Source organism: Sphingomonas sp. HITSZ_GF, assembly GCF_029543155.1.
In the GTDB taxonomy this organism is placed as follows: domain Bacteria; phylum Pseudomonadota; class Alphaproteobacteria; order Sphingomonadales; family Sphingomonadaceae; genus Sphingomonas.
This window is the reverse complement of sequence record NZ_JARQXA010000001.1, coordinates 606,078-630,197: the sequence shown is the minus strand read 5'-3', so window position 1 is coordinate 630,197 and position 24,120 is coordinate 606,078. Positions and strand designations below refer to the sequence as shown.

Genomic DNA, 24,120 nt, shown 5'->3' with positions numbered 1-24,120 from the left:
ACCTCTAGTTGCCACGCTCGCCCCGTTCAAGCCGATCCCCCATGCCGATGACGCGTTTCCGATGAATGTCGTTTTAACGGCTGTCCCATGCCGGGCCGGAAATCCCACCATTCCCGCACCAAAAGTCCGCTTCGTCGCGGGAACGGCCCGGTCTGTCGGAAACATTTTGGTTGATGTGCATTAACCCTGTGGATAAGTTTGTGGAAAGTTGACGTAACGCGTTGCGTTGGAAGGGGTAATATGGGTTCGCTCTATCTCGGGTGCGCGCTTTGCGAAGTCGATGCGGACGGCAATATCCTGTTGGCCGAACCCACCGCCCGGGCCCTGGGATTGCCCGCCCCTGACGAGCCCCTGTTCCTCTCCACGCATGAGCGCGACCAATGCCTGGTCGGTTACGCGCGGTCCCACCTCCAGGAAATCCAGACGCGCACCGAGCGCTGGCGGCTGGCCGACGAGGATGCCGGCCGGGACGCCCGCCTCCATCAAGATCGCATGCGCCGCCTGTTCGGCATCGTCGAAGTCGCCCCGCGCAACGATCACGGGCTGCTGCTGCCGGCCGTGATGCGTCATCTCGGTCGGATCGAGAGCGTCGCGCTGGTCGTCGGCGCCGGAGACCGCTTTGAGATCTGGAACCCGCAGCTCGCCGTTGCGCACAGCGACGGCCGCTTCCGCGAGCTTGCCAGCTGGCAGGTGACGCATCGCCATGCGCCGCGCGCCGGCAGCCGCCGCGCGCGCCCGGTCCGTCGCTGATGGGCGCGCTGCGCTGCTGCCTGCTCGGCCATGCGGCGATGCCGACCCATTATCGCAACGGCGAAACCGAGTTCTCGCTCTGCATCCGGTGCGGCGACGACCTGCTTCGCGCCGTCGATGGCGAGGAATGGGCGGAAGTGCCCGCCGGCCACAAGGTAGTGTGGCGACGCCGCGACCAGGGCAGCACCGCCGCGGCCGTAGCCGAGCGCATGACCCTGCCGCCCGCACCGCGCCGCCATCGCCCGCGCCACGCGGCACCCATCGAGGCGCGCGGCCAGCGCCGCACCCGCCCCTACCGCGCCGGGGTTGCGATGCTGGTGGGACTAACGGGGCGGTTCGTGATGGCGAGCATCTTCGATCGCCTGCGGCGCCCTGCCCGACCGGTGCCGCAGCCCGTGCGCCTGTTGCCGGCGCCCGCTCGGCTTACAGCAGCTTCTCGATCTCGGGTCCGATCGCGTCGGGGCTAGTCGTCGGCGCGAACCGCTCGACCTTGTTGCCGCTGCGATCGACCAGGAACTTGGTGAAGTTCCACTTGATCCCCTTGCTGCCCAGCACGCCGGGCGCGGCCTTCTTGAGCGCTTCGAACAGCGGCGCGGCGGCGTCGCCGTTGACGTCGATCTTGGCATAGACCGGGAAGGTCACGTCATAGGTCAGCGAGCAGAAGTTCGCGATCTCGGCCGCGTCGCCCGGCTCCTGCGCGCCGAACTGGTTGCAGGGAAAGGCCAGCACCGAAAAGCCGCGATCCTTGTACTTGCGGTGTAGCGCCTCCAGCCCCTCATATTGCGGGGTGAAGCCGCATTTCGAAGCGGTGTTGACGATCAGCAGCACTTCGCCGGCATGCTCGGCAAGCGTGGTCTGCTCGCCACCCGGCTTGGTGACGGGGATATCGGTGATCGCAGTCATGCGGCTTCTCCATCGTAACGCGCCATCAGCAGATCCAGGTTGCGGCGCACGCCGGCCCATTCATGCGCGAGGATCGAATAGACCACGCTGTCGCGGTGATGGCCGTTCAGGATCATGTGCCCGCGCAGCACCCCGTCGAAACGCGCGCCCAGCCGCTCGATGGCGCGGCGCGATTCGCGGTTGAGGAAATCGGTGCGCAGCTGCACGCAATTGGCGCCGAGCACGTCAAAGGCATGCGCGAGCAGCAGCTTCTTCGCCTCGCTATTGAGCCCGGTGCGCTGGACGCGGCGGGCATAGATCGTCCCGCCGATCTCCAGCCGGCGGTGCGGCTCGTTCATGCGCATGAAACGGGTGACGCCGGCGATAGCCCCCTCGGCATCGAGCACGGTGAACGGTAGCGCCCTGCCCGCTTCGCGCGCGCTCTCGATGCCGGCCATCCAGCCATCGAAGCTCGCCGCATCGGGGACGATGGTGGTGAACTGGCCGTGCAACCCGTCAAAGGCCGACAGGATGCCCTCGCGATCCGCACGCACCATCGGCCGCAGCGTGACGTGACGGCCGCTGAGCGTCGGCACGTCGCGCCAGGCGCTCACTCCAGATGCCCCTCATGCAGCCTTACTACCCGGTCCATCCGCGCGGCGAGCCGCTCGTTGTGCGTGGCGATCAGCGCCGCCGAACCTTGGGTGCGCACCAGGGTGAGAAACTCGGCGAGCACCTTGTCCGAGGTCGCCTCGTCCAGATTGCCCGTCGGCTCGTCGGCCAGCACCAGGGCCGGGCGATTGGCAAGCGCGCGGGCGACGGCGACACGCTGTTGCTCGCCCCCAGAGAGCTGGCTGGGGCGGTGGGTGAGCCGATGTGCCAGGCCAAGCGCAGTGAGCAGTTCCTCGGCACGCTTGTCGGCATCGGCACGCACTGCGCCATGGATCATCTGCGGCAGCACGACATTCTCGAGCGCGCTGAAATCGGGCAGCAGATGGTGGAACTGATAAACGAAACCCAGATTGTCACGGCGCACCGCAGTGCGGCCCGGGCTGTCGAGCTGGGCCGCTTCCTTGCCGGCGATGCGGATCGATCCGTCGAACCCGCCTTCGAGAAGGCCGACAGCCTGAAGGAGTGTCGACTTGCCCGAGCCCGAAGGGCCGAGCAGCGCGACGATCTCGCCCGGCTGCACGTCGAGATCGACACCGCGCAGCACCTCGATGGTCTCGCCACCCTGGCTAAAACTGCGCTTCAGGCCGCGCGTCTGGAGAACAGCCTCACTCATAACGCAGCACCTGCACCGGATCGGTATTGGCAGCCTTCCAGGCCGGATAGAGCGTGGCGAGGAAGCAGAAGATGAGCGCCATCACGCAGATGCCGATCGTCTGGAACGGATCGGTCTTGGCGGGAAGCTCGGTCAGGAACCGCATCGACGGATCCCAGATATTCTGACCGCTCACCAGGCCGATCAGGCTCACCACCTGCTCGCGGAAAGTAATGAACAGGAAGCCGAGCACACCGCCCGCGGCCACGCCCAGCGCGCCGATAGTGGTGCCCACGGTCACGAAGATGCGCATCAGCCCGCCGCGCGTGGCGCCCATGGTGCGCAGCACGGCGATGTCGCGCGTCTTCGAGCGCACCAGCATGATCAGCGAGGAGACGATGTTGAACGCCGCCACCACCAGGATGATCGACAGGATGGTGAAGGAAACGGTGCGATCGACCGCCAGCGCCTCGAACAGCTCGGCATTCATCATCCGCCAGTCGGTGACCTGGCCGACCATGTTCACCTTCTCGTTGAGCGGCTGGAGAATCTCGCCCACCTTGTCCGGATTGGTCGTCTCCAGCTCGATCATCGAGACGCCATCGCCCAGCAGAAGCAGCGTCTGCGCGTCCTCGATCGGCATGATCGCGAACACCTTGTCATAATCGTACACGCCGATCTCGAAGATCGCGGCGACCTTGTACTTCACGATGCGCGGCATGGTGCCGAAGGGCGTGGCGGCGCCGGCCGGATTGAGGATCGAAATCTCGCTGCCCACCGTCGCGCCCAGCGCTTCCGCCAGCCGCGAGCCGATCGCCACCTGCTCGCCGCCGGGCTTCAGGCTCTTGAGCGAGCCGAGGATCTCCTTGCCCTTGAGCGACGGGTTGCCGAGGATATCCTCCATCCGCATGCCGCGCAGCTGAATGAACTCGGCGCGGCCATTATAGGTGGCGAACAGGGGCTGCTCGATCAGTGGCGTAGCGCTGGTGATGCCCGGAGTCTTCTTGGCTTCCTCGAGCACCTCGCGCCAGTTGCGCAGCTGGCCGCCATAGCCCTGCACCACGGCATGGCCGTTGAGCCCGGTGATCTTGTCGAACAGCTCTGCACGGAAGCCGTTCATCACGCTCATCACCACGATCAGCGCGGCGACTCCGAGCATGACGGCGACAAGGCTGAATCCGGCGACGACGGCGATGAACGCCTCGCTCCGCCCGGGCAGCAGATAGCGGCGGGCGATCATCCGCTCGTAACGTGAAATCAACAACATGCGGGCCAGCAACTCGCCAGGGGAAACAGCTCTCACCTCGATCTAGGGCAGAAGCGCGCGAATTCCTACTGGCAACCGCTATGTTGCCGATTCAACACAGGGTGACACCAATCTGCGCCTACCCCTTGTAATGCCAGTGACAAAGCGGGTTCGGGCGCCTAGCAAAACCCCTGTCGAAGCGCAGGCGAAAGGCCGTGGTTCGGGGAGGTTCCAAGTCCCGCTCGTAGGCAAGTACGAGTGCGTGGGCATGGACCTGACAAAGGGGGCTGACGAGCATTCGTCACGCAGGCGCCCGGATCGGAAACGGTCCGGGCGTTTGCCGTTTCCGGGCTCCGGGATTGCTTCAGCGCAGTGCGGAGAGCGGACGATATTCCGCCTGTTCCTGCCGGGTGGGCAGGCTCATCAGATGCGTCACCACCCCCGGATGCAGCGGCGCGGCGAAGCGCAGGCCCGCGGCATTGCGATCGCTCCAGATCACCGTGGCGTTGAGCTCCTTGAAACCCGGCAGGCGGACGATGGTCTGCATGCCGGGCGGCAGCACGAAGCCGGTCTCGAGCCGGCAACCGGTACGCGAGATCTCGACCAGCGCGACATTCTGATAGCAGAGGCGCGATTCCTTCACGCTCGCCGCAATCGACACGGGCCAGCGCATCGCGTCGCGCCGATCGATGCCCTGCGTAATCTTCAGTCCTCTACGATCGCCCGGCATTTCTTCTATCCTACCCCACCAAGATGGGCTTGCCGCAACGCAGCCCGTTCACCCGCACATCCGCCTGCCCCACATTCACACCCAGCAGCCCGGTCAGATCGGTCAGCGCGGAATCGATCGGCGCCGCGACACCCTGCAGCAAGGTGCCAACGGCACTCGTGACCGGGGTGAGGTTGATGCCGATGCCCAGCGCGCTTGCCTGTATGTCCATCCCACGGATCAGCGAGACCGCGACACCCGCGGTCAGGTCGTGCGTCGAGACCGAATGGGCGGTGCCCGCCGCGATCTCTTGCGCGGTGAAGGTCGCCTTTTGCGCCCCCGTTCCGCCCAGGGTGACATTCGACTGGCCGGTCACCTCGGCGATGCCCAGCAGCTTCACCAGGGTCGTGCGTCGCGGCGCGATCGCAGCGTTGAAATTGCCGAGCATGGCAGTGTCGATATCGCCGATCGCGATCTGGCCGGCTGCGGCGGTCACGTCGAGCGATACCTTCGCCGTGGAAGGCGTCGGACACGAGATGCTGTGCAACGACGCCTCGCCCTTGGCGAGCTCGACGAAGATCGGCAGGTGCACGCTCGCAGCGCTCAGCAAGCCCGATCCGCCGACCCTGGCATCGACGTACAGCCGGGTCTGGGCGGTGCGCACCTTGACGCTATTGTCCTTGGCAACGGCGAGCCAGGGCGAATGTGCCTCGCGCTCGCCCATCGCCAGCGTAACCTTGGTCGACGCCACGCCCGGGATCGTCGCGCCCAGATCCAGGTCCAGCTGGCGCTTGCCGGTCGCGGTCTCCAGCGCCTCGCGTACCAGCGCATAGGCGCTGGCGTTGATCGGGCGGTTGGGATCGACCTTGCTCTCTCCCGAAAGCGGGCCGAGATCGATCAGCTGGGAAAGCTTGATGCTGACCGGCGGCACCTTGACCGCAATCGCGTGCAGCGCCGATTTCGCGCTCGCGCCGGATACGGCGCTCGCCAGCGCGGTGATCGCCTTGGGCAGGCTCACATTGCTTGCCAGCGTCTCGCCGAAGGTCAGTCCCTGGAGGTTGGCCTGGGTGCGCAACGCGTCGGAAAAGGCGAGGATGTCGACATCGGCGTTCACCAGCCCGTTCGCATCCATCACATTGATGTTGAGATCGGTCCCGGCGATGCTGGAGAGCAGCTGGCCGGGCAGCCCGCCGCCGACCGAGGCCAGCCGCGAGCCGATCGAGAAGGAAGCGAGGTCGACGCGTGCTGCGACTGCGCGGACCGAGACCCGTGCCGTGGAGCGGCCGGTCAGGAACTTGCCGAAGAACAGCGGGACGTCGCGCCCGATCGTCAGCCGAACGGCATTGCCGTCGCTGCCCGAGGGGGAAAAGCGCGCATCGGGGGTCAGCGAGGTGTCGGGCGAATAGCTGCCGCGTTCGATCTGCTCGATATTGGCGTCGTTCACCTGGTTGGCGCTGATCGCCGATCGCGCCGCGCTTTCCGCCGACGCGCTGCTTGCCGCACTGAGCGCCGCCGCATCCGCCACGCCCTGCAACCGGCGCTTTTCGAGATAAAGCGAGCCGGTATCCACCGCGAAAGCCGCCGAGCCCGCGAGCATTACGAATCCCCCCGCAAACAACATCGTAATGTTGCCCCGGCGATCGGTTGCGAGAGTACGGAAAAGCGGCAGGATCGGCATGGCGCGGCTCATGGTGCGGAAAGCGTGATGGTCGCGCTGCGCTCGATCATCGTGGCAGGCAGCGGAACGAGCTTGATCGACATCAGCGGATCTTTCGCCGCGTCGTAGCTGAGATGGACGGTGAGCGTATGCCCGTCGTCGTCGATCAGACTGTTCATCCGCTCGGCCTTGAGCGTGCCGGTCTTGCGCATATTTGCGTCGAGCGCCTGGCGGACAAGCCCGGCACGCTCGCTGGGATCGAGCCCGCCGATCGCGGCGCGCGCCGCCTCGTTCGCAGCCTGTTGCACGCTATTGGCGCAGAGGAACCAGCCGCCATAGGTAACGATGCCGCAGATCAGCATCAGCAGGATCGGCAGCGAGAATGCCATTTCGATCGCCGCCGCACCCCGCCGATCGCGCCACAGCCCGGGGGCGGCACGGAAGCGCTCAAAATCTTGCCGGAGAGGACGCGGGTACATGCGCGATGTGTCGCATGGCGGAGCTTTCAATTCCCTCGCGTCGCTACAAGTTGGATATCCGCATTTTCAGTAAACATATGCCGCCGCCAAACGGCCCCGGAATCGACATCCTCCAGGCGATCCTATTGATTTTTAACTCCATTTTCGATCAACCGGGTATTGATTTACGTTAATCTCCTGATATTCTTGGAGTCCAACTGAAATTGAGTAATTTACGTAATTATCAGATTTACTGGGACTCCAAGGAAACAATTTAACATCAATAGAAAACGTTCGGAGTTTCGCCCCATGCAACGATCCTCTGCACAGACAGTTTCATCCGCAGAACTTACCCGTAATTTTGCTTATTGGCAGGACCGCGCAATGCACGGCCCCGTCACGATCACCTATCATGGTCGGCCGCGCTACGTGCTGCTCGCCGCCGAAAGCTGGGATGCCGAACGCTCGATCAGCGATGGCGAGAGCGCCAAGCGCGAGCTCGAATATCAGTTTCTCGTCGAGCATATGGACGGCGGCCTGCTGGTCGCCGACACGTCGCTGCGCATCACCGATGCCTCCAGCGCGGCTGCATTGATCGTCGGCCGTTCCGCGGCGACGCTGGTCGGGTCCCCGATCACCGACGTTTTGCCCAGTGCGACGCACGCCACGGTGCTCTCGAGTCTGCGCCATGTGCTGCGCAGCGGCGAGCAGGCACAGTTCGACCTGCTGCTCGACGAAGAGAATGGCACCCGGCTGCGTGTCCGCGCCTTCCCGTGGGTGGAAGGCGTCGCACTGCTGCTGCGCGTCAGCTATGAGGATGACGAGGAAGCCCGGCTCGTCGAGCAGACCGCTCTGGAAAAGGCGCGGCAAGCGCATGGCCGGATCGAAGTGTTGCGGCTCACCGTGCGCGGCACCGTGACGATGGTCGAGGCCGAGTTCGCCAAGCTGGTTGGCCTGGCGCGCGAACGCATCCTGGGGTTGCGCTTCTCCGATCTGCTGGCCGTGCGTGACCGGCCCGTCGCCCGGGAAGCGATCGAAAGGGTACTGAGCGGCCGCGCCGAAGCCGAAGCGTTCGACGCACGATTGCTATGCGGTGGCGCGGAGGAAATCGGCGCGCGGATCTCGGTCGCCCCGCTTGCCAGCGGCTATGCCGTAGGCGGTGCGATGGTGATCGTCACGCTCGATCAGGGTACCGAAACGGTTCAGTAGCAGGACGGGCGCTTCAGTTCCGCGGTTCGCGCCAGCGAACGCTGGAACGTACCGAGCACCTGGTTGGTAAGCCCCTCGGGTCGGGTTGCCACCGCGCTCAACCGGCCGCAGGAAACCGTGGCGCCCGCCCAGGCAACCGACCAGCCGATCCGCGGGCGCGCGGCATCGCCACCGGCCAACGTAACATTGCCGTGGATCTCCGCCGGGGCGCCGCCCTCGATCCGCGCGCGCGCTTCATTGTTGAGGCGATTGGCCCAGCCGCCGTCCCCGCCCTCGCCCGCCACAAGCTCGACGCGGGCAGCGCCGGCCTTGGCCTTTGCCCTGCCGACCGCCTGCTCATCGGGCTGACGAATGTCGTTGCCCGGCTTGCCGAGCACGGAGATCACTGTCTCGCTGACGGTCTTCACGCCGGTGAGGTCCCCGCGAACCGAGATGCCGAGCAGCACCATGATCGAGCCGAGGACCAGCACTGCCCGGACCGGATTGGGAATGCGCAGGCGCGAGACGACCAGCACGGAGATGCACAGCGACGCGATCAGCAGGACATTGGCATAGCCGGCATTGCTGAAGGCTGCCGACTGCACCCAGACCAGGCCACCGACGATCTGGCATGCGCACACGAACGCAGCGAGCAACCCTGGCCCACTGAAGCTCGGTACAGATGCCCTGACTACCCGCATGATCTCCCCAATATAGAGGACGAACATAGCTTGAGGCAGTTAAGCCGGCTTCAAAACGCCGGAAACGGTCTTGAAATATCTTCGGGAAAAAGAAGGGAGGCGGTGCGGGCGCCGCCTCCCTTCCCCTAACCTCCCCCGGCCATGGCAGGAGGTCAGACCGTGATACTCAGAAGCTCTTGCTGATCGTCAGGCCATAGGTCCTCGGATCTCCCGGCTGCCCCACGATCAGGCCGGTGCTGCCGGACTGAGTCGAGAGCAGCTCGAAATAGTTCTGGTCGAAGAGGTTGCGCACCCAGCCATAGATGTTGAGATCGACGCGCCGCCAGCCGAGGCGGACGTTCGAGAGCGAATAGGCGTCGATCCAGGTATAGGCCGAGGGCGACGGGTTGGACGAGAATTTCGACCGCCAGTTGCCGTCATAGCCGAGATAGATATCGCCATCGCCGACTGGCTGGCGAACCTCGCCGCCCCAGCTCAGCGACCATTTGGAAATGCCCGGCAGCACCTGCCCTGAAATGTCGCAATAGGCCGGGCTGCGGCCACCCGCCGTGCCCGCCGGATCGGTGACCCCGCCGGGCGCGGTCGCGGTGCCGCCGCTCAGCTCGGGCGGGCACGGCGCGTTCTTGAAGTCGATATATTTGGCGTCGGTATAGGCGCCGTTGAAATAGACGTTGAACGCCCGGCTGGGTCGGAACGAGGCATCCCATTCGAAACCACGCGAACGGACCTTGCCGGCATTGGCGAGATAGCCGCGGATCACGTTGATCGCGTTGTTGTTCACCGTCGCCTGATAGTCCCTAATCTCGGTCCAGAAGCCTGCCGCGTTGATCGTCAGGCGGCGATCGAGGAACTGGGTCTTCAGGCCGATCTCGAAGTGATCGACCTTCTCCGGCTTCACCGTCTGGGTGGTGAGATCGACGCCGGTGCTGGTCGAGTTGAGCGGCAGGCCCGAGAGGTTGATGCCGCCCGATTTGAAGCTGCGCGCATAGGTGGCATAGGCGTGCACGTCGGGCGCCACGTCGTAGGACAGCGTGATGTCGCCCGAGACGTTCCAGTCGCTGAAGCGCGGGCTGTAGCGCTGCGGCGCCAGCGTGTTGATCTGGTTCTGGAAGGTAGTGCGCGCCGCGCCCGAGGTGGCGGCGAACAGCGCCGCGACGTTATCCGCCGTGGCGTCGAAATTATACTGCGCGTTGTGGATGCTGACGACGGAGTCGTAATAGCCCGACTTCTTGTCATAGTTCAGCCGCAGGCCCGGCTGGATGTGGAAGCCGTCCAGCGGCTCCCAGTTGAGCTTGCCGAACAGCGCGAAGCTGGTGTTGTCGAAATTGATCGTGTTGGTCGAGGTCAGCCCGTTAAGCACATTCGGGTTGAGCGCATCGGCTCCCGAGAGCAGCCAGCGGCTCGCCGCGGCACCCTGGACCTGCGAGCCCTGGGTATCGATCGTCTGGTGGAAGAAGAAGGCGCCGAGCGTGTAGTCGAGCCGGCCGTCGCCGTTCGAGCTGAGGCGGAGTTCCTGGCTGAACTGCTTCTGCTGCGACGGGTTCTGCGAGACGGTGGTGATCGGCAGACCGACGAAGTCGCGGTCGTTCTTCGGCTGCCAGTCCCAATAGCGCCAGGCGGTGACCGAGGTCAGCGTCGCCGGGCCCAGGTTCCAATTGGCGACCAGTGAGGCACCGCCGATTTCCTGGCGCGAATTGAGATCGGCATCGAGATCGATCTTGCGGTCGAACGGATCGGTGCTGGGCGGCGCATAAGTGAGCGCGGCGGCGAGCGCGGCGTACTGGCGGGTCAGCGCGCGCTGGGTGGCGCCGGTGCGGACATAATATTGGACGCAGCACACCGGGTTCTGGAGGTTCCAGTCGCCGGCGAAGGTCAGGTCGAGATCGTCATTGACCTTCCACAGGAGCTGGCCGCGGAAGCTGCTGGTGCTCTGCTTGTGGACATATTCGTCGGTGGCGACATTGTAGATCGTGCCGCGGCGGCTGGTGACGGCGCTCGAGATGCGGATGGCCAGCTTGTCATCGACCAGCGGACCCGAGACCGAGGCCTTGGCCGAGATCAGGTCATAGTTGCCAAGGCTCAGCTCGACCTTGGCCTCGGGCGTGAAGCTGGGTGCGCGGGTGGTGATGTTGATCGCACCGGCCGTGGTGTTCTTGCCGTAGAGCGTGCCCTGGGGGCCGCGCAGCACCTCGACCCGCTCGACATCGACGAAATCGAAGGTCGAGGCGCCGATGCGGCCGATATAGACCTGGTCGAGATAGAAGCCGACGCCCTGCTCGATGCCGTCGTTGGTGAGGCCGAACGGCGCGCCCAGACCGCGGATGTTGATGGCGGAATTGCGCGGGTTGCTCGAGTAGAACTGCACCGCGGGCAGCGAGGTCTGCAGGCGGTTGAGGTTGGTCGCGCCGGTGTTCTCGATCGTCGCGCCACCGATCACCGAGATCGCGATCGGCACGTCCTGCGCCTTCTCCTCGCGGCGGCGCGCGGTGACGACGATCTCGCCGCCGTCCTGCGCTGGCCGGGCCTGGTCCTGCCCTTCGGCAGCGGCCGCGGCGGCGGGTTTCGGATCGTCGGACAGCGCAGCGGCAGGTGCAGGCGCGGTACTCGTCAGAAGCAGCAGCGAAAGCGAAGCAAGGCTCATCATCATCCCCTTTGGGCCGTGTCGCATTTAATTTCCACTAATTTGGTGGATATTAGCGAGCAAGGAGATGTTTAGCGATCCCTAGCCGCGGTTGATCGCCGCGCAGGACCCTCGTTTCGGCGCACTTGAAAGCCCCGATCTTCAACACAACCTAAGTTAAGCGCGGTGCCCAGAAGGGGCCGCGGCCCAGGCGTTTCGGGGCCCTTCCGGGCGCCGGGGAAGGATCAATTCGCTCAGACTAGAGGTCTTGATATGCGCCAGTTCGACTTCACTCCCTTCCGCCGCTCGACCATCGGATTCGACCGGCTGTTCGACCTGCTCGAGGCAAGCGCCCGCCAGCAGGCATCCGAGAATTATCCCCCGTTCAACCTCGAGCGCGTCGCCGAAGACCGCTACCGGATCACCCTCGCCGTCGCCGGCTTCAAGGCCGACGAGATCGACATCACCGCGCAGCAGAACCTGCTGCTGGTGGCCGGCCGGAAGCGCGAGGAGAACGAGAACAACCAGGGCGCCTATCTGCACCTGGGCATCGCCACCCGCAGCTTCGAGCGCCGCTTCGAGCTGGCCGACTTCGTCCGCGTCGAGAGCGCCGATCTTGCCGACGGCCTGCTCGTGATCGATCTGGTGCGCGAGGTGCCCGAGGCGATGAAGCCCAAGAAGATCGCGGTGAACGCCGGCACCCAGCCGACCCCGATCGTGCATCGCGAGGCCGACGCGGCCTAAGCAAGACCGACCACGGCTCGCGACGTCTTCCTCCCTTTGGACGTCGCAGCGGGGGGCGCCTGGACCATCGGTTCGGGCGCCCTTTGTTTTTCCATACACTTTCGCACGCCGATGTTCGCTAGCGTTGCGGCCGGGGCGCCTTTTCGTGCCGTGGCTTGCGAACGTTTCCGTCCGCTGCACGGAGAGGATGGCGGGTTGCACGACCAGATAGCCCGGACGTGGATGTTCGCACTGCTGCTTCACTGGTTCAAAGAGCGGCCCTTGCGGGGGCTCAGGAACATTAGTGGAACATATGCATGTAGGAAAGCATACCCGGACCAAAAAAAGAGGGGAGAGCTTTCGCCCTCCCCTCTCCAATGCTCGCACTCTCACTATAGGTGAATCCTAGAGAAACCGGGCATAAAATGCGTAATTTATGTATTTTTACTCAGAAGGACGCCCATTCGTCCGGACGGGTGAGCGCAGCCACCGCGGCGGTCGGCAAGGGCGCGACGGGCGACATATAGGCCGGCGCCACCTTTTCGCGGATGGAGCGTCCGGAAGCGGCAGGACGGCGGGCCGGCGCCTGGCCGGCACCGATGTTGAACGCCGAGGCCTGCTCCGAGAGCAGCTGGACTTCCGAGCTGAGGTTACGCGAGGCAGCCGAGGTTTCCTCGACCATCGCAGCGTTCTGCTGGGTCGCCTGATCCATCGTGCCGATCGCGACGGCGATCTGGGTCACCGCCGAGGACTGTGCCTCGTTGTCGGCAGCGATGTTGGCAAGCAGATCGTGGACCTGATCGACATCGCCCGAGATGGCGAGCAGCGCGCCATCGACCTTCTGCACCATCTCCACCGCGGCGACGATGTCGGTCTGAGTAGCGGTGAGCTGGTCGCGAGCGCGGCCGGCTTCCTCTTCGGCACGCATGGCGAGCGCCGAGACGAGATCGGCGACGACTGCGAAGCCACGGCCGGCCTCGCCGGCGCGGCCGGCTTCGACTGCTGCGTTCATCGCAAGCACGCGGGTCTGGAAGGCGATCTTGTCGAGGCCTTCGATCACGCTGTCGATACCCTTGGCGCTCTCCGAGACGCGGGTCATCGCCTGGACGGCATCGTCGGCGATCGAGCGGCCATCGCCGACGGTGGCGATCGCCTGGTCGGCGCGCGTGAGCGTGGTGCCGGCAGCCTTGGCCGTCGCCTTGAGGCGGCCGTCCATCTGGCTGATCGCAGCCGAGGTCTCCTCGAGCGAGGCGGCGTTGCTTTCGGTACGACGCGCGAGATCCTCCGAGGCCTGGGCGATCTCGCCCGAGCCGGTGCGGATGCTGGCGGCGCCTTCGACGACCGAGCCGATCAGCGTGCGCAGTGCATCGAGCGCCGAGTTGAAATTGGCCTTGAGCGCGACGTAGTCCGAGGCGAACTCGCTCTTGATCTCGGCCGTCAGATCACCCTTGGCCAGACTTTCCAGGCCGTTGGTGAGCTCGGTGACGACGTGCTTCTGCTCGGCATCGGCGACCAGCTTGGCGGCATCGGCCTTTTCCTTGGCGACTGCGGCATCGCGGAAGACCAGCACGGCCTGGGCCATCCCGCCGACCTCGTCCTTGCGATCGGTACCCGGCACGTCGATGCCGTTCTCGCCACCGGCGAGGCGGCCCATCAGCGCGGTCATCCGCTTGATCGGGCGTGCGATCATCGAGGTGAGCAGCCAGCCGAGCAGGATGGCGACGGCGATGCCGAAGATGCCGCCGACCGTAAGCGCCGTGACGGCGCCGGCGCGCGCCGCAGCCTCGACCTTGCGAGTCGATTCGACGCGCTGTTCCTGGACCTCGAGGATCTCGCCCATGACCTGACGGATCGTGCCGAGCTGCTTGACGCCGGCGAGCCGCTCGGCCTCGGCCTGGGTAGCCGGGTTGCGGGCGAGTTCGATCATGCGATCGAGCTTGCCGTTAAGCTCGGCAATGGCCGCCATGAGCTTCTCCAGCCGAGCGCGCTGCTCGGGCAGCTTGGTATGAGTGCGGAAGGTCTCGGCGGACGCGTCGATCTTCTTGCGGGCATCGCCATAGGTGCTGAGGAAATCGGCGTTGCGCAGGATGACATAGGCGCGGATCGCGCTCTGCTCCTCGAGAATCTGCGTCATGATCTCGTGCGCGCTGGCCGTGACGTCGAAAGCGCGTTCCTTGTCCTCCGACGCGGTGCCCACGGTGTGCAGGCTCGAGAAGAGCAGCCAGCCGATGCCGGCGAAGATACAGACAAGCGTGATGAAGGCCGCCGCGAGCTTGCGCGGAATCGGCATGTTCTGAATAAACATCAATTCCCTCCCAGCCGACCCCGGGGGGCCGGCATCCGAAATAGATTCGGGCGAGACGTAGAGCCTGCGAGCGGAGGGCCGTTTCGATCTATCCCACTACCGTCATAGGAGAGTGCGGGCGGTTAGGACCAAAACGGCGGGAAATATTCTTCCGGTCCATGTCGGCTTTGAATCAAAACATTGCTCGGGTGCGGCACCCGGCGATCATGCGCCGATCAGCCAGGGCTTGACCCGGCCGGTGGGCCGAGCAACCCCGTCCAGCCGCTCGGCGCGCAATATCTTCACCGGCTTGAGGATCATCTGGTCCTTCATCGCATCGCGGCCGCCGCCGGTGGGCATCGCGAGGATCCGCTTCACCACGTCCATGCCCTGGATCACCTTGCCGAAGGCCGCGAAGCCGCGGAACGGGCCGCGCGCGTCGAGCCCCGGATTGGGGCCGACCATGATCGAGAAGTTGCAATTGGCGCCGTCGAAGTTCGGGCCGTGCGCCATCGAGATCGTGCCGTCGAGATGCTTCAATCCGGTCTGCGCGGTCGATTCGAGCGGCACCGAGGGCAGCATGCGCCGGGCATCGGTGCCGATCCCGCCTTGGACGAAGCCGTGCGTGGGATCGCCCTTGCGGCGCGCCGAGCGATAGAATTGCGTGTTCTCGAGCCGGCCGTCATCGACATAGGCGAGGAAGTTGGCGACGGTCTTGGGTGCGCGCCGGGCATCGAGCGCGACGACGATATTGCCCGCCGAGGTGACCAGGCGGACGCGTATCGTGCCCGGACCCTGCGGAGCGGCGGCGCCAATCAGCAACGGAGTGAGGAAGAGCGCGAGCAGCGCGACCAGGATACGCATGCGGGTTCGCTAGTCGATGCGGGGGCCGGTTTGAAAGGCTTTTCGGGTTTCCGCCACGTGCCTAAACTTCCGCGTCCGAGGCGTGTGGAAGGATGCGGCGTGGAGCGACATGGCGGCGGGTGCCTGTGCGGCGCGGTGCGGATCGAGGCACGCGGTGCGCCCTGGCGCGTGGGGCTGTGCCATTGCCTGGACTGCCGGAAGCATCACGGCGCGCTCTTCTATGCCGGGGCGATCTTTCCCGAGGGCGCGGTGACGGTCCATGGCGAGACGCATGCCTATCAGGGGCGGCATTTCTGCCCGACCTGCGGCTCTTCGGTGTTCGCGCATCATGGCGACGAGATCGAAGTGATGCTGGGCGCCCTGGACGCTCCTGACGCTTTCGTGCCCGGCTATGAGCTGTGGACGGTGCGGCGCGAGGAATGGCTGCCGGCGTTTCCGCTGGAGCATAGCTATGAGCGGGATCGGGAGGGGGGTGGGCGCTCGGAAGCATAGAGATGGCGCCCCGCCGCCTACCGTTCCCCGGCGAAAGCCGGGGCCCAGTTGCAACGTCCTTCGAGAGGTTCCGCTGCCTCACTACCTCACCGATACTGGGCCCCGGCTTTCGCCGGGGAACGGGGTCGTTCACTCCCGCAAACGAACCGCTCAGATCGCCGAATAGTCCATCGCCTTGAGGTCCTCGATCAGGCTCGGGCCGCGCGGGTCCCAGCCGAGGCGGGCGCGGGTCTTGGCGCTGGAGGCGGGCATATCGAGCCCGGCGAGCATGCCGAGCCAGCCGAAATAGGCCGTCGACTCCTCGGCGGCGATCGAGCGGACGGGCATGCCGAGCCCCTCCCCCAGCACCTCGGCAATGGCACGGGCGGTGATGCCCTCCTCCGCCACCGCGTGATAACGGCCACCTGCCGCGCCCTTGTCGAGTGCAAGCTGGTAGAGCTTCGCGACGGCATCGACCGGGCCGGCCGGCCAGCGATTGGCGCCGTCGCCGATATAGGCGACGAAACCCTTCGCCCGGGCGATCTGGACCATCGGGCTGATCAGGCCCTGGCGATGCGTGTCATGCACCTGCGGCAGGCGGACGATGCGGACGTCGATACCGGCATCGAGCAGCGCCGCGCCGGTGGTTTCGGAGATCGCGCGCGGATTGGGGTGATCGAGGTTGAATACGTCCTCATCGGCGAGCTGGCCTGGACCGGGGGAACCCATGCCGGTGCCCGAAGTGATCAGGAACGGTCGGTCGCTGCCCTTGAGCACTTCGCCGATCGCAGCGATGACGCGACCGTCCTTCTCGCAATTGGCGACGAAATTGGCGAAGTCGTGATCGAAGGCGGTGTGGATCACCGCGTCCGCCTGTTCCGCGCCGGCGGCGAGGCCGGCAGGGTCCTCGAGCGTGCCGCGATGGACCTGGGCGCCTTGCGCGGCGAGCGCGGCGGCGCCGGCATCGGAGCGGGTGAGGCCGAGCACCTGATGACCTGCCGCGAGCAGCTCGGGGACGATTCGCGAGCCGATGAAGCCGGTGGCGCCGGTGAGGAAGACACGCATGGGATACTCCGTTTGTCTGTTCGGAGGCCATTGTGGCGCTGGCCATCTTCCTGTTAAAGTAGTGACGTTATCCTAGTATAAAGACCAACAGGCTATGCCCGAAGACAGCGCCACGCCCCTGGGGCAATTCCTCCGTGACCGGCGCACCCGGCTCGATCCCGCAAGCTTCGGCTTCGGCCCCGGGCGGCGGCGCACGCCGGGGCTGCGGCGCGAGGAAGTGGCGCAGCGATCGAACATCAGCCCGACCTGGTACACCTGGCTCGAACAGGGCCGCGGCGGCGCGCCCTCGGCCGATGTGCTCGACCGGATCTCGGCGGGACTGATGCTCACCGAGCCCGAGCGCGCGCATATGTACATGCTCGCCTTCGGCCATCCGCCAGAGGCGAGATATCGCGGGATGGAAGGCATCTCGCCGCGGCTGCAGGGCGTGCTCGACGCGATTCCTTATGCCCCGGCGATGATCCGCACCGCGACCTGGGACGTGGTGGCATGGAACCGCGCCGCGGCGATCGTGCTGACCGACTATGCCCAGGTGCCGGTGCGCGAGCGCAACGTGCTGCGGCGGCTCTTCTCCGATTCGGCGATGCAGGCGGCGCAGGAGGACTGGCGCAGCGTGGCGCGCTATGTCGTCGCCTCGTTCCGCGCCGATGTGACGCGGGCAGGCGCCACGGCCGAGATCACCGAGCTGGTGGAGGAATTGTCACGGAGCAGCGCCGAGTTCGAGGCGCTGTGGCGGAGCAACGACGTCGCCGGCTATCCCGGCGACGGGGTGAAGAAGCTGCGCCATCCGGAACTGGGGCTGATCGCGCTGGAATTCTCGACCTTCGCAGTGGAAGGGCGGCCCGAACTCAACCTGATGATCTACAACCCTGCCACCCCCGAGGTGGCGGCGACAATCCGGGCGGCGATCGAGGCGAAGGGCTAGAGCAGGTACACCACGACGTAGCGCGCGACGAGCGCGAGCATTACCAGCCGCGCCCAGCGCTCGCCGCGGACGAGCATCGCGGCGGCCATCAGCAGCACCAGGATCACCGTCATCCCCAGCGCGAGCGGACGCAGCAGATGCGGGGCGAGCCCGGGCAGGCTGGCGTAATAGCCGAGCTGGCAGAACAGCAGGCCGAACATCACCCCGATCACGACGCGGCGGACGCGGAAGAAATGCGCATCGAAGTCGGGCTGAGCCTCGGCCTCGCGCGGGAAGACGAGATGCGCGGCGAGATAATAGGCGCTGGCGAACACGGTGATCGCCATCAGTGCCTTGCCCGAGACGCCGATCAGGTCGCGCACCACCCAGGCAGCCTGCCAGAAGGACAGCAGGTCGAGCATCACGAAGGCGCCGAGCAGCGGCGTGAGCCAGCCGATGCGGATCGCGGCGCCCGGGCGCAGCCGCGCCTCGATCGCGCGGGCAAGCCCGGCCAGCACCTCGGCGATCGACAGGCCGAGCAGCAGGCCGAACAGCGAGAAGATGAATTCGAAATCCGACATGCGGCGCCCCCTTGTGCGGGGCCTTAGCGTGGGGCGATCGCAAAAGAAAAGGCCGGGGTTAGCGCCCCGGCCTTCTTCCAGATCGTCATCCCGGCGAAGGCCGGGATCTCGTGCCGTATCGCGCCTTCGCCTGAGATTCCGGCTTTCGCCGGGAAGACGGCTATCAGACCAGCCGGCTCTGCCGCACCGCGGCTTCGATGAAGCCGGCGAAGAGCGGGTGCGGCTCGAAGGGCTTGGACTTGAGCTCCGGGTGGAACTGCACGCCGACGAACCAGGGATGGTCGGGCCGCTCGACGATCTCGGGCAGCGCGCCGTCGGGCGACATGCCCGAGAAGACGAGGCCGCCCTGCTCGAGCACCGGCTTGTAGGCGGTGTTGACCTCGTAGCGGTGGCGGTGGCGCTCGCTGATCTCGTCGGTGCCGTAGATCGAGGAGACGACCGAATTGCCGCCGAGCTTCGCGGTATAGGCGCCGAGACGCATCGTGCCGCCCAGATCGCCGCCGGCCTCGCGCTTCTGGAGGCCGTCCGCGGTCATCCACTCAGTGATCATGCCGACCACCGGCTCCTGCGTCGGGCCGAATTCGGTAGTGGAGGCGTCGGTGACGCCCCCTGCCCGCGCGCCCTCGATACAGGCCATCTGCATGCCGAGGCAGATGCCGAAGAAGGGCACGTTGCGCTCGCGGGCGAACTTGACGCCGGCGATCTTGCCCTCGCTGCCGCGCTCGCCAAAGCCGCCGGGGACGAGGATGCCGTGCAGCGGCTCGAGCTGCGCGGTGATCTCTTCCTCATTGTCGTGCTCGAACAATTCGGCGTCGAGCCAGCGGATGTTGACCTTCACCCGGTTGGCGATGCCGCCGTGCGTGAGCGCCTCGGTGAGCGACTTATAGGCGTCGGGCACGCCCATATATTTGCCGACCACGCCGATCGTGACTTCGCCCTCGGGATTGAGGACGCGATCGACGATCTCTTCCCAGCGGGTGAGATCGGGCGAGCCCTGCGCGTCGATGCCGAAGGCGCGGAGCACTTCGATGTCGAGGCCCTGCTCGTGATACTGGAGCGGCACGCCGTAGATCGTCTTCGCGTCGAGCGCGGGAATGACCGAGGAGGCGGGCACGTTGCAGAACAGCGCGATCTTGGCGCGGTCGCTCTCGGGCAGCGGCTTTTCGCTGCGGCAGACGATGACATCGGCATGGACGCCGAGCGAGGCGAGCTCGCGGACGCTGTGCTGGGTCGGCTTGGTCTTCAGCTCACCGGCTGCGGCGATGTACGGCACCAGCGTGAGGTGGACGCTGACCGACTGGTTGCGGCCGAGATCGTTGCGGAGCTGGCGAATCGCCTCGACGAAGGGCAGCGACTCGATGTCGCCGACAGTGCCGCCGATCTCGCACAGCACGAAATCGAGATCCTCGGTATCCGCCTGGGCGAATGCCTTGATCGCGTCGGTGACGTGCGGGATCACCTGGACGGTGGCGCCGAGATAGTCGCCGCGGCGCTCGCGCTCGATGATCGTCTTGTAGATCCGGCCCGAAGTGATGTTGTCCGACTGGCGCGAGGCGACGCCGGTGAAGCGCTCGTAATGGCCGAGATCGAGATCGGTCTCCGCGCCGTCGTCGGTGACATAGACCTCACCATGCTGGTGCGGCGACATCGTGCCGGGATCGACGTTGAGATAGGGATCGAACTTGCGGATGCGGACTCGATAGCCACGAGCCTGGAGCAGAGCCGCGAGGCTCGCTGCCATGAGACCCTTGCCGAGCGAGGAGACCACGCCGCCGGTGATGAATATATACCGCGCCATGGGAGAAAACGCCTAACGTCAATGGGCGCGCGGCGGCAAGCGTGCGAATCACGCAACCGCGCACAATTTTTTGTGGATAGCCCCGGCAAGGCCGGGGCCAGCGAATTTCAAGCCGGCAGATTTACTGAGCCAGCGGGACCGCGCTGTTGCCCTGCGCGGCCGGTGCCGTGCTGTTGCCCTGGGTCGGCGCGAAGGCTCCGCCCGGAGGCGCCGAGGTCGGCAGCGCCTGCGGCGCGGTCGCTGGGGCGGCGCGCTGCAGCGAGGCATCGATCGTCGCGCCGTGGCGGTTCGCCGCGATGAAGGCGAGCAGGATCGACATGGCGATGAACAGCCCGGCGAGGATCGCCGTGGTGCGCGTCAGGAAGTCCGCCGCGCTGCGTGCCGACATCAGGCCCGACGGGCTGCCGCTCGACGTGAGACCACCGCCTTCCGACTTCTGCATGAGGATCACGGTCACGAGCAGTGCCGCGATGATTGCCTGGATGACGAGCAGGAAGGTGAACATGAAAGTGCGCCGGACCTCTTTGAGAAAGGCGGCACATAGGGGAGCAGCCCGCCGCGATCAACCACCGGCTCGCCCCTAACTGAAAGGCATGCCCAACAAAGATGTAACATTTCGCATCCGGAGCGAAACCCGATCGCTTGATGCGCGTTAAGACGAACAGCCCGGCGTATCGCGGGCGTAACAACAGAGTAGATGCCGTGAACGCAATGACCGACAGCTCGCTTTCTTCGTGGAAGAACACGCTGATCGACTATGTGCGATCGGGCGAACCGGACCTGACCAATAGGCAAATGGCACTGCTGATGCTCGTCTATCTGGATCCCGGCCCCCACACCGTGCGCGGATTGGCCCGGGCTTTGAATGTATCGAAGCCCGTTGTAACGCGTGCCTTGAATCGTCTGGGCACGCTCGGCTATCTGCGCCGCCAACGCGACGATACCGACAAACGGAACATCTTCGTCGCCAAGACCGCGGAAGGGGCAGAGTTTCTTGCAGAATTCGGGCATTTCCTCGCTGGGGGGCACATCGCCGAACCAGTCGCCCGCAGGGCCAGCGCGTAAGCGCTTCTCGCTGAAGGGTCGTTCGGTAGCCATCGATCCCAGGGTCGATGCCGTTCGTCGTGACCTGGCAGACGTGCGTCTGGCGGATCGGGTGTTCGCACCCCATTATGCTGCGCCTATGCCACGTGCGATCAAGACCCAGGTGCCGCTCCATGCGAGCCCGCAGCCCGATTCGGACGTGCTGATCGAGCTCAAGCAGGGCGAGATCTTCGAAGTGCTCGAGCTGGCAGGCGATCATGCCTGGGGTGTCGCCCCGGCGCATCAGCTGGTCGGCTATCTGCCTGCATCCGTGCTGGAGCGGCCGGCAGCATGACGATTCGGGTTTTCATCGACGGTGCCGTGGGCACCACCGGGCTCGAGATTCGCGAGCGGCTGGAAGGCCGCCCGGCGATCGAGCAGATCATCCTGAGCGACAAGGACCGCAAGAACGCCGCCAAGCGCGAGGACGCGCTCAATTCGGCGGACTTCGTGATCCTCTGCCTGCCCGACGATGCCGCGCGCGAAGCGGTGGAGATGATCAAGGCGCCCAAGGTGCGCGTGATCGATGCCTCGAGCGCGCACCGCGTGGCGGATGGGTGGACCTATGGCTTTCCCGAGCTGGAGCCGGGCCAGGCCGCGCAGATCGCGGAAGCAGCGCGCGTCTCCAATCCCGGCTGCTACCCCACGGGCTTCCTGGCGCTCGTCCGCCCGCTGATTCGCGCCGGGCTGGTACCGCTCGACCATCCGCTGACCGTCAACGCGGTCTCGGGCTATTCGGGCGGCGGCAAGAGCATGATCGCCGAGTTCGAGGACAAGAAGGCCGCCGGCTATACCGAGACGGCGTTCCGCAACTACGGCCTGAGCCTTGGCCATAAGCATGTGCCCGAGATGACCAAGCACGCCCGCATCGTGCATCCGCCGATCTTCCAGCCGGCAGTGGCGCGGACCTATCGCGGCATGCTGGTCGAGGTGCCCCTGCCCCTGCATGCCTTCACCCGGCGGCCGTCGCTGGAAGCGATCGAGAACGCGCTGCGCGATGCGTACAAGGATTCGCCGATCGTGCGGGTGCTGCCGAACGACGTGACGGCAGTGACGATCGAGGAAGACGCGGGCACCGACCGGCTGTCGCTCCGGGTGTTCGGCAACGCCGAGACCGGCCAGGCGCGGCTGGTGGCGACGCTCGACAATCTCGGCAAGGGCGCGGCGGGTGCCGCGGTGCAGAACCTCAACGTGATGGCGGGGTTCGATCCGACCGAGGGGCTGGTGCTCTAGTTTACCCAGACCGCGAGCGCCCCTGATCGTCATCCCGGCGAAAGCCGGGATCTCGTGCGAAGGCGCGGGGATAGAGTCGCGCGAGATCCCGGCTTTCGCCGGGATGACGGAAGGGTGGCCTTGATCTTTCCCGCGCGTTGGTGTCTCCGGGGGCCGAAACGAAAAAGAGAGGCGATCCATGAGCCAGCCCGCGGGCAAATTGCTGTTGTTCGGCGCCACCGGCGACCTTTCCCAGCGGATGCTGCTCCCCTCGCTCTATGGCCTCCACGCCGACGGTTTGCTGCCCCAGGGCCTGACCATCACCGGCACCGCACGTTCCGATCATGACGATGCGGGCTTCCGCGAATTCGCCCGGGAGTCGCTCGAAAAATTCCTGCCTGCCGACAGGAAAGATGACAGCGCTGTCGGAAGCTTCCTCGAGCGGCTGTTCTACCAGGCGCTCGACGCATCGAAGACCGACGGCTTCGCCGCGCTCGCCGAGAAGCTGGGCGACATCTCGGGCGGGCTGGCGATCTTCCTGTCGACCGCGCCCTCGCTGTTCGGCCCGACGATCAAGGGACTCGAATCGGCGGGGCTGACCGGCGCGAACGTGCGCATCGGGCTGGAGAAGCCGCTCGGCTTCGACCTGCAATCAAGCCGCGAAGTCAACGACATCGTAGCCGAGGCCTTTCCCGAGGATCGCACCTTCCGGATCGACCATTATCTCGGCAAGGAGACGGTGCAGAACATCCTCGCGCTGCGCTTCGGCAATTCGCTGTTCGAGCCGGTGTGGAATGCGCAGGGCATCGAGAACGTCCAGATCACCATCTCCGAGACGGTGGGTCTCGAAGGCCGTGCGGGCTATTATGACGATGTCGGCGCGCTGCGCGACATGGTGCAGAACCACATGCTCCAGCTGCTCGCGCTGATCGCGATGGAGCCCCCTGCCCGCTTCGACGGCACTTCGGTACGCGACGAGAAGGTGAAGGTCCTGCGCTCGCTGCGCCCGATCAAGGGCGCCGACGTGCCGAGCCTGACCGTGACCGGCCAATATGGCGGCGGCGCGGTGAAGGGCGAGATCGTCCGCTCCTACGACACCGACCTGGAAAAGAGCTCGGACACCGAGACCTTCGTCGCGATCAAGGCGCATGTCGACAATTGGCGCTGGCACGGCGTGCCCTTCTACCTGCGCACCGGAAAACGCCTCGCGGAACGTCGCAGCGAGATCGTGATCACCTTCAAGCCGGTGCCGCACTCGATCTTCGAGGATCGCGGCGGCGCGCTGAAACCGAACGTGCTGGTGATCCGCCTGCAGCCCGAGGAATATATCCAGCTGCTGGTGATGGCCAAGGAGCCTGGCCTTGACCGCGACGGCATCCATCTGAAGGAAGTGCCGCTGAACCTCAGCCTCGAGCATGAGTTCGCAGGCTCGCGTCGCCGCATCGCCTATGAACGGCTGTTCCTCGACCTGATCGAAGGCGACCCCACGCTGTTCGTCCGCCGCGATGAAGTGGAAGCGCAGTGGGAATGGATCGACGCGATCCGCGAGGGCTGGAAGACGGCAAGCGTGAAGCCCAAGCCCTATGCCTCGGGCAGCTGGGGCCCGTCCGCCTCGGTTGCGCTCACCGAGCGCGACGGGGTGACGTGGAACGAGTAGGAT

26 protein-coding genes are annotated in these 24,120 nt (G+C 65.7%); 11 read left to right on the top strand and 15 right to left on the bottom strand.

The features are described 5' to 3' along the window. Nucleotides 1-240: 240 nt before the first annotated feature. Together P6144_RS03115 and P6144_RS03110 are read left to right on the top strand one after the other, a co-directional pair. Nucleotides 241-750: a hypothetical protein gene (locus P6144_RS03115; RefSeq protein ID WP_277766251.1), complete on the top strand. Its 510-nt coding sequence runs from the start codon at nucleotides 241-243 to the stop codon at nucleotides 748-750. After that, complete coding sequence (locus P6144_RS03110; protein ID WP_277766250.1) at nucleotides 750-1,217, top strand: hypothetical protein; 468 nt, start codon at nucleotides 750-752, stop codon at nucleotides 1,215-1,217. Before P6144_RS03115 ends, P6144_RS03110 begins: the two co-directional genes overlap by 1 nt. On the opposite strand, the gene P6144_RS03105 is transcribed toward P6144_RS03110, so the two are convergent. From P6144_RS03105 to P6144_RS03075, 7 genes are all read right to left on the bottom strand, one after another. Next, the gene (locus P6144_RS03105; protein WP_277766249.1) at nucleotides 1,174-1,653 is read right to left on the bottom strand and encodes a glutathione peroxidase; all 480 of its coding nucleotides are present in this window, start codon (nucleotides 1,651-1,653) and stop codon (nucleotides 1,174-1,176) included. The genes P6144_RS03110 and P6144_RS03105 overlap by 44 nt on opposite strands. Beyond that, nucleotides 1,650-2,246, bottom strand: a complete 597-nt coding sequence (locus P6144_RS03100) for a GNAT family protein (protein WP_277766248.1) — start codon at nucleotides 2,244-2,246, stop codon at nucleotides 1,650-1,652. The genes P6144_RS03105 and P6144_RS03100 overlap by 4 nt, the downstream gene beginning before the upstream one ends. Further along, a complete protein-coding gene (locus P6144_RS03095) occupies nucleotides 2,243-2,917 on the bottom strand; it encodes an ABC transporter ATP-binding protein (RefSeq protein WP_277766247.1) in 675 nt (224 codons plus the stop codon). Before P6144_RS03095 ends, P6144_RS03100 begins: the two co-directional genes overlap by 4 nt. Beyond that, entirely contained in the window at nucleotides 2,910-4,160 is a 1,251-nt protein-coding gene (locus tag P6144_RS03090; protein WP_277766763.1) for a lipoprotein-releasing ABC transporter permease subunit, read from the bottom strand. Before P6144_RS03090 ends, P6144_RS03095 begins: the two co-directional genes overlap by 8 nt. A 346-nt stretch (nucleotides 4,161-4,506) precedes the next feature. Further along, nucleotides 4,507-4,872 (bottom strand): PilZ domain-containing protein, encoded by a 366-nt coding sequence (locus P6144_RS03085; RefSeq protein ID WP_277766246.1) that lies wholly within the window; start codon nucleotides 4,870-4,872, stop codon nucleotides 4,507-4,509. 10 nt (nucleotides 4,873-4,882) lie between these two features. Continuing rightward, a complete protein-coding gene (locus tag P6144_RS03080) occupies nucleotides 4,883-6,472 on the bottom strand; it encodes a TadG family pilus assembly protein (RefSeq protein ID WP_277766245.1) in 1,590 nt (529 codons plus the stop codon). Between the two features lie 65 nt (nucleotides 6,473-6,537). Continuing rightward, complete coding sequence (locus P6144_RS03075; RefSeq protein ID WP_277766244.1) at nucleotides 6,538-6,987, bottom strand: TadE/TadG family type IV pilus assembly protein; 450 nt, start codon at nucleotides 6,985-6,987, stop codon at nucleotides 6,538-6,540. Between the two features lie 14 nt (nucleotides 6,988-7,001). Here P6144_RS03075 and P6144_RS03070 point away from each other — a divergent pair, with 14 nt between their 5' ends. Together P6144_RS03070 and P6144_RS03065 are read left to right on the top strand one after the other, a co-directional pair. Continuing rightward, nucleotides 7,002-7,160, top strand: coding sequence for a hypothetical protein (locus P6144_RS03070; protein ID WP_277766243.1), 159 nt, complete (start codon nucleotides 7,002-7,004; stop codon nucleotides 7,158-7,160). A gap of 190 nt (nucleotides 7,161-7,350) precedes the next feature. Then, a complete protein-coding gene (locus tag P6144_RS03065) occupies nucleotides 7,351-8,175 on the top strand; it encodes a PAS domain-containing protein (RefSeq protein WP_277766242.1) in 825 nt (274 codons plus the stop codon). Here P6144_RS03065 and P6144_RS03060 read toward each other — a convergent pair. Both P6144_RS03060 and P6144_RS03055 read right to left on the bottom strand, forming a co-directional pair. Next, nucleotides 8,169-8,810 carry a hypothetical protein gene (locus P6144_RS03060; protein WP_277766241.1) on the bottom strand — a complete coding sequence of 214 codons (642 nt, stop codon included), beginning with the start codon at nucleotides 8,808-8,810 and terminating at the stop codon, nucleotides 8,169-8,171. The genes P6144_RS03065 and P6144_RS03060 overlap by 7 nt on opposite strands. Before the next feature lie 211 nt (nucleotides 8,811-9,021). Then, on the bottom strand, nucleotides 9,022-11,496 hold the full coding sequence (locus P6144_RS03055; protein WP_277766240.1) for a TonB-dependent receptor: 2,475 nt from the start codon (nucleotides 11,494-11,496) through the stop codon (nucleotides 9,022-9,024). A 252-nt stretch (nucleotides 11,497-11,748) separates the two neighbouring features. On the opposite strand from P6144_RS03055, the gene P6144_RS03050 reads away from it, so the two are divergent. Then, entirely contained in the window at nucleotides 11,749-12,219 is a 471-nt protein-coding gene (locus tag P6144_RS03050) for an Hsp20 family protein (protein WP_277766239.1), read from the top strand. A 427-nt stretch (nucleotides 12,220-12,646) separates the two neighbouring features. On the opposite strand, the gene P6144_RS03045 is transcribed toward P6144_RS03050, so the two are convergent. Together P6144_RS03045 and P6144_RS03040 are read right to left on the bottom strand one after the other, a co-directional pair. Continuing rightward, nucleotides 12,647-14,503 carry a methyl-accepting chemotaxis protein gene (locus tag P6144_RS03045; protein ID WP_277766238.1) on the bottom strand — a complete coding sequence of 619 codons (1,857 nt, stop codon included), beginning with the start codon at nucleotides 14,501-14,503 and terminating at the stop codon, nucleotides 12,647-12,649. Nucleotides 14,504-14,707: 204 nt separating this feature from the next. Next, nucleotides 14,708-15,346, bottom strand: a complete 639-nt coding sequence (locus P6144_RS03040) for a peptidylprolyl isomerase (RefSeq protein ID WP_277766237.1) — start codon at nucleotides 15,344-15,346, stop codon at nucleotides 14,708-14,710. Between the two features lie 99 nt (nucleotides 15,347-15,445). Between P6144_RS03040 and P6144_RS03035 the strand changes: the two genes are divergently transcribed. Further along, the gene (locus tag P6144_RS03035) at nucleotides 15,446-15,838 is read left to right on the top strand and encodes a GFA family protein (RefSeq protein WP_277766236.1); all 393 of its coding nucleotides are present in this window, start codon (nucleotides 15,446-15,448) and stop codon (nucleotides 15,836-15,838) included. 150 nt (nucleotides 15,839-15,988) lie between these two features. Here the strand turns inward: P6144_RS03035 and P6144_RS03030 are convergent, their stop codons facing one another. Beyond that, nucleotides 15,989-16,882 carry an SDR family oxidoreductase gene (locus tag P6144_RS03030; RefSeq protein ID WP_277766235.1) on the bottom strand — a complete coding sequence of 298 codons (894 nt, stop codon included), beginning with the start codon at nucleotides 16,880-16,882 and terminating at the stop codon, nucleotides 15,989-15,991. A 94-nt stretch (nucleotides 16,883-16,976) separates the two neighbouring features. On the opposite strand from P6144_RS03030, the gene P6144_RS03025 reads away from it, so the two are divergent. Next, the gene (locus P6144_RS03025; RefSeq protein ID WP_277766234.1) at nucleotides 16,977-17,807 is read left to right on the top strand and encodes a helix-turn-helix transcriptional regulator; all 831 of its coding nucleotides are present in this window, start codon (nucleotides 16,977-16,979) and stop codon (nucleotides 17,805-17,807) included. Here the strand turns inward: P6144_RS03025 and P6144_RS03020 are convergent. The 3 genes from P6144_RS03020 to secG all read right to left on the bottom strand — a co-directional run bounded on the left by P6144_RS03020 (nucleotide 17,804) and on the right by secG (nucleotide 20,670). Next, nucleotides 17,804-18,367: a hypothetical protein gene (locus tag P6144_RS03020; RefSeq protein ID WP_277766233.1), complete on the bottom strand. Its 564-nt coding sequence runs from the start codon at nucleotides 18,365-18,367 to the stop codon at nucleotides 17,804-17,806. The two genes, P6144_RS03025 and P6144_RS03020, sit on opposite strands and share 4 nt — an antisense overlap. A gap of 163 nt (nucleotides 18,368-18,530) precedes the next feature. Beyond that, entirely contained in the window at nucleotides 18,531-20,165 is a 1,635-nt protein-coding gene (locus P6144_RS03015; RefSeq protein ID WP_277766232.1) for a CTP synthase, read from the bottom strand. 121 nt (nucleotides 20,166-20,286) lie between these two features. Next, a complete protein-coding gene (gene secG / locus P6144_RS03010; protein WP_277766231.1) occupies nucleotides 20,287-20,670 on the bottom strand; it encodes a preprotein translocase subunit SecG in 384 nt (127 codons plus the stop codon). A gap of 206 nt (nucleotides 20,671-20,876) precedes the next feature. Here secG and P6144_RS03005 point away from each other — a divergent pair, with 206 nt between their 5' ends. The 4 genes from P6144_RS03005 to zwf all read left to right on the top strand — a co-directional run bounded on the left by P6144_RS03005 (nucleotide 20,877) and on the right by zwf (nucleotide 24,117). Further along, nucleotides 20,877-21,230 carry a MarR family transcriptional regulator gene (locus P6144_RS03005; RefSeq protein WP_180140508.1) on the top strand — a complete coding sequence of 118 codons (354 nt, stop codon included), beginning with the start codon at nucleotides 20,877-20,879 and terminating at the stop codon, nucleotides 21,228-21,230. 118 nt (nucleotides 21,231-21,348) lie between these two features. Continuing rightward, a complete protein-coding gene (locus P6144_RS03000; protein ID WP_347275089.1) occupies nucleotides 21,349-21,543 on the top strand; it encodes an SH3 domain-containing protein in 195 nt (64 codons plus the stop codon). Next, the gene (gene argC / locus P6144_RS02995; RefSeq protein ID WP_277766230.1) at nucleotides 21,540-22,481 is read left to right on the top strand and encodes an N-acetyl-gamma-glutamyl-phosphate reductase; all 942 of its coding nucleotides are present in this window, start codon (nucleotides 21,540-21,542) and stop codon (nucleotides 22,479-22,481) included. The genes P6144_RS03000 and argC overlap by 4 nt, the downstream gene beginning before the upstream one ends. Nucleotides 22,482-22,659: 178 nt before the next feature. After that, nucleotides 22,660-24,117: a glucose-6-phosphate dehydrogenase gene (zwf, locus tag P6144_RS02990; RefSeq protein ID WP_277766229.1), complete on the top strand. Its 1,458-nt coding sequence runs from the start codon at nucleotides 22,660-22,662 to the stop codon at nucleotides 24,115-24,117. Nucleotides 24,118-24,120 lie beyond the last annotated feature (3 nt).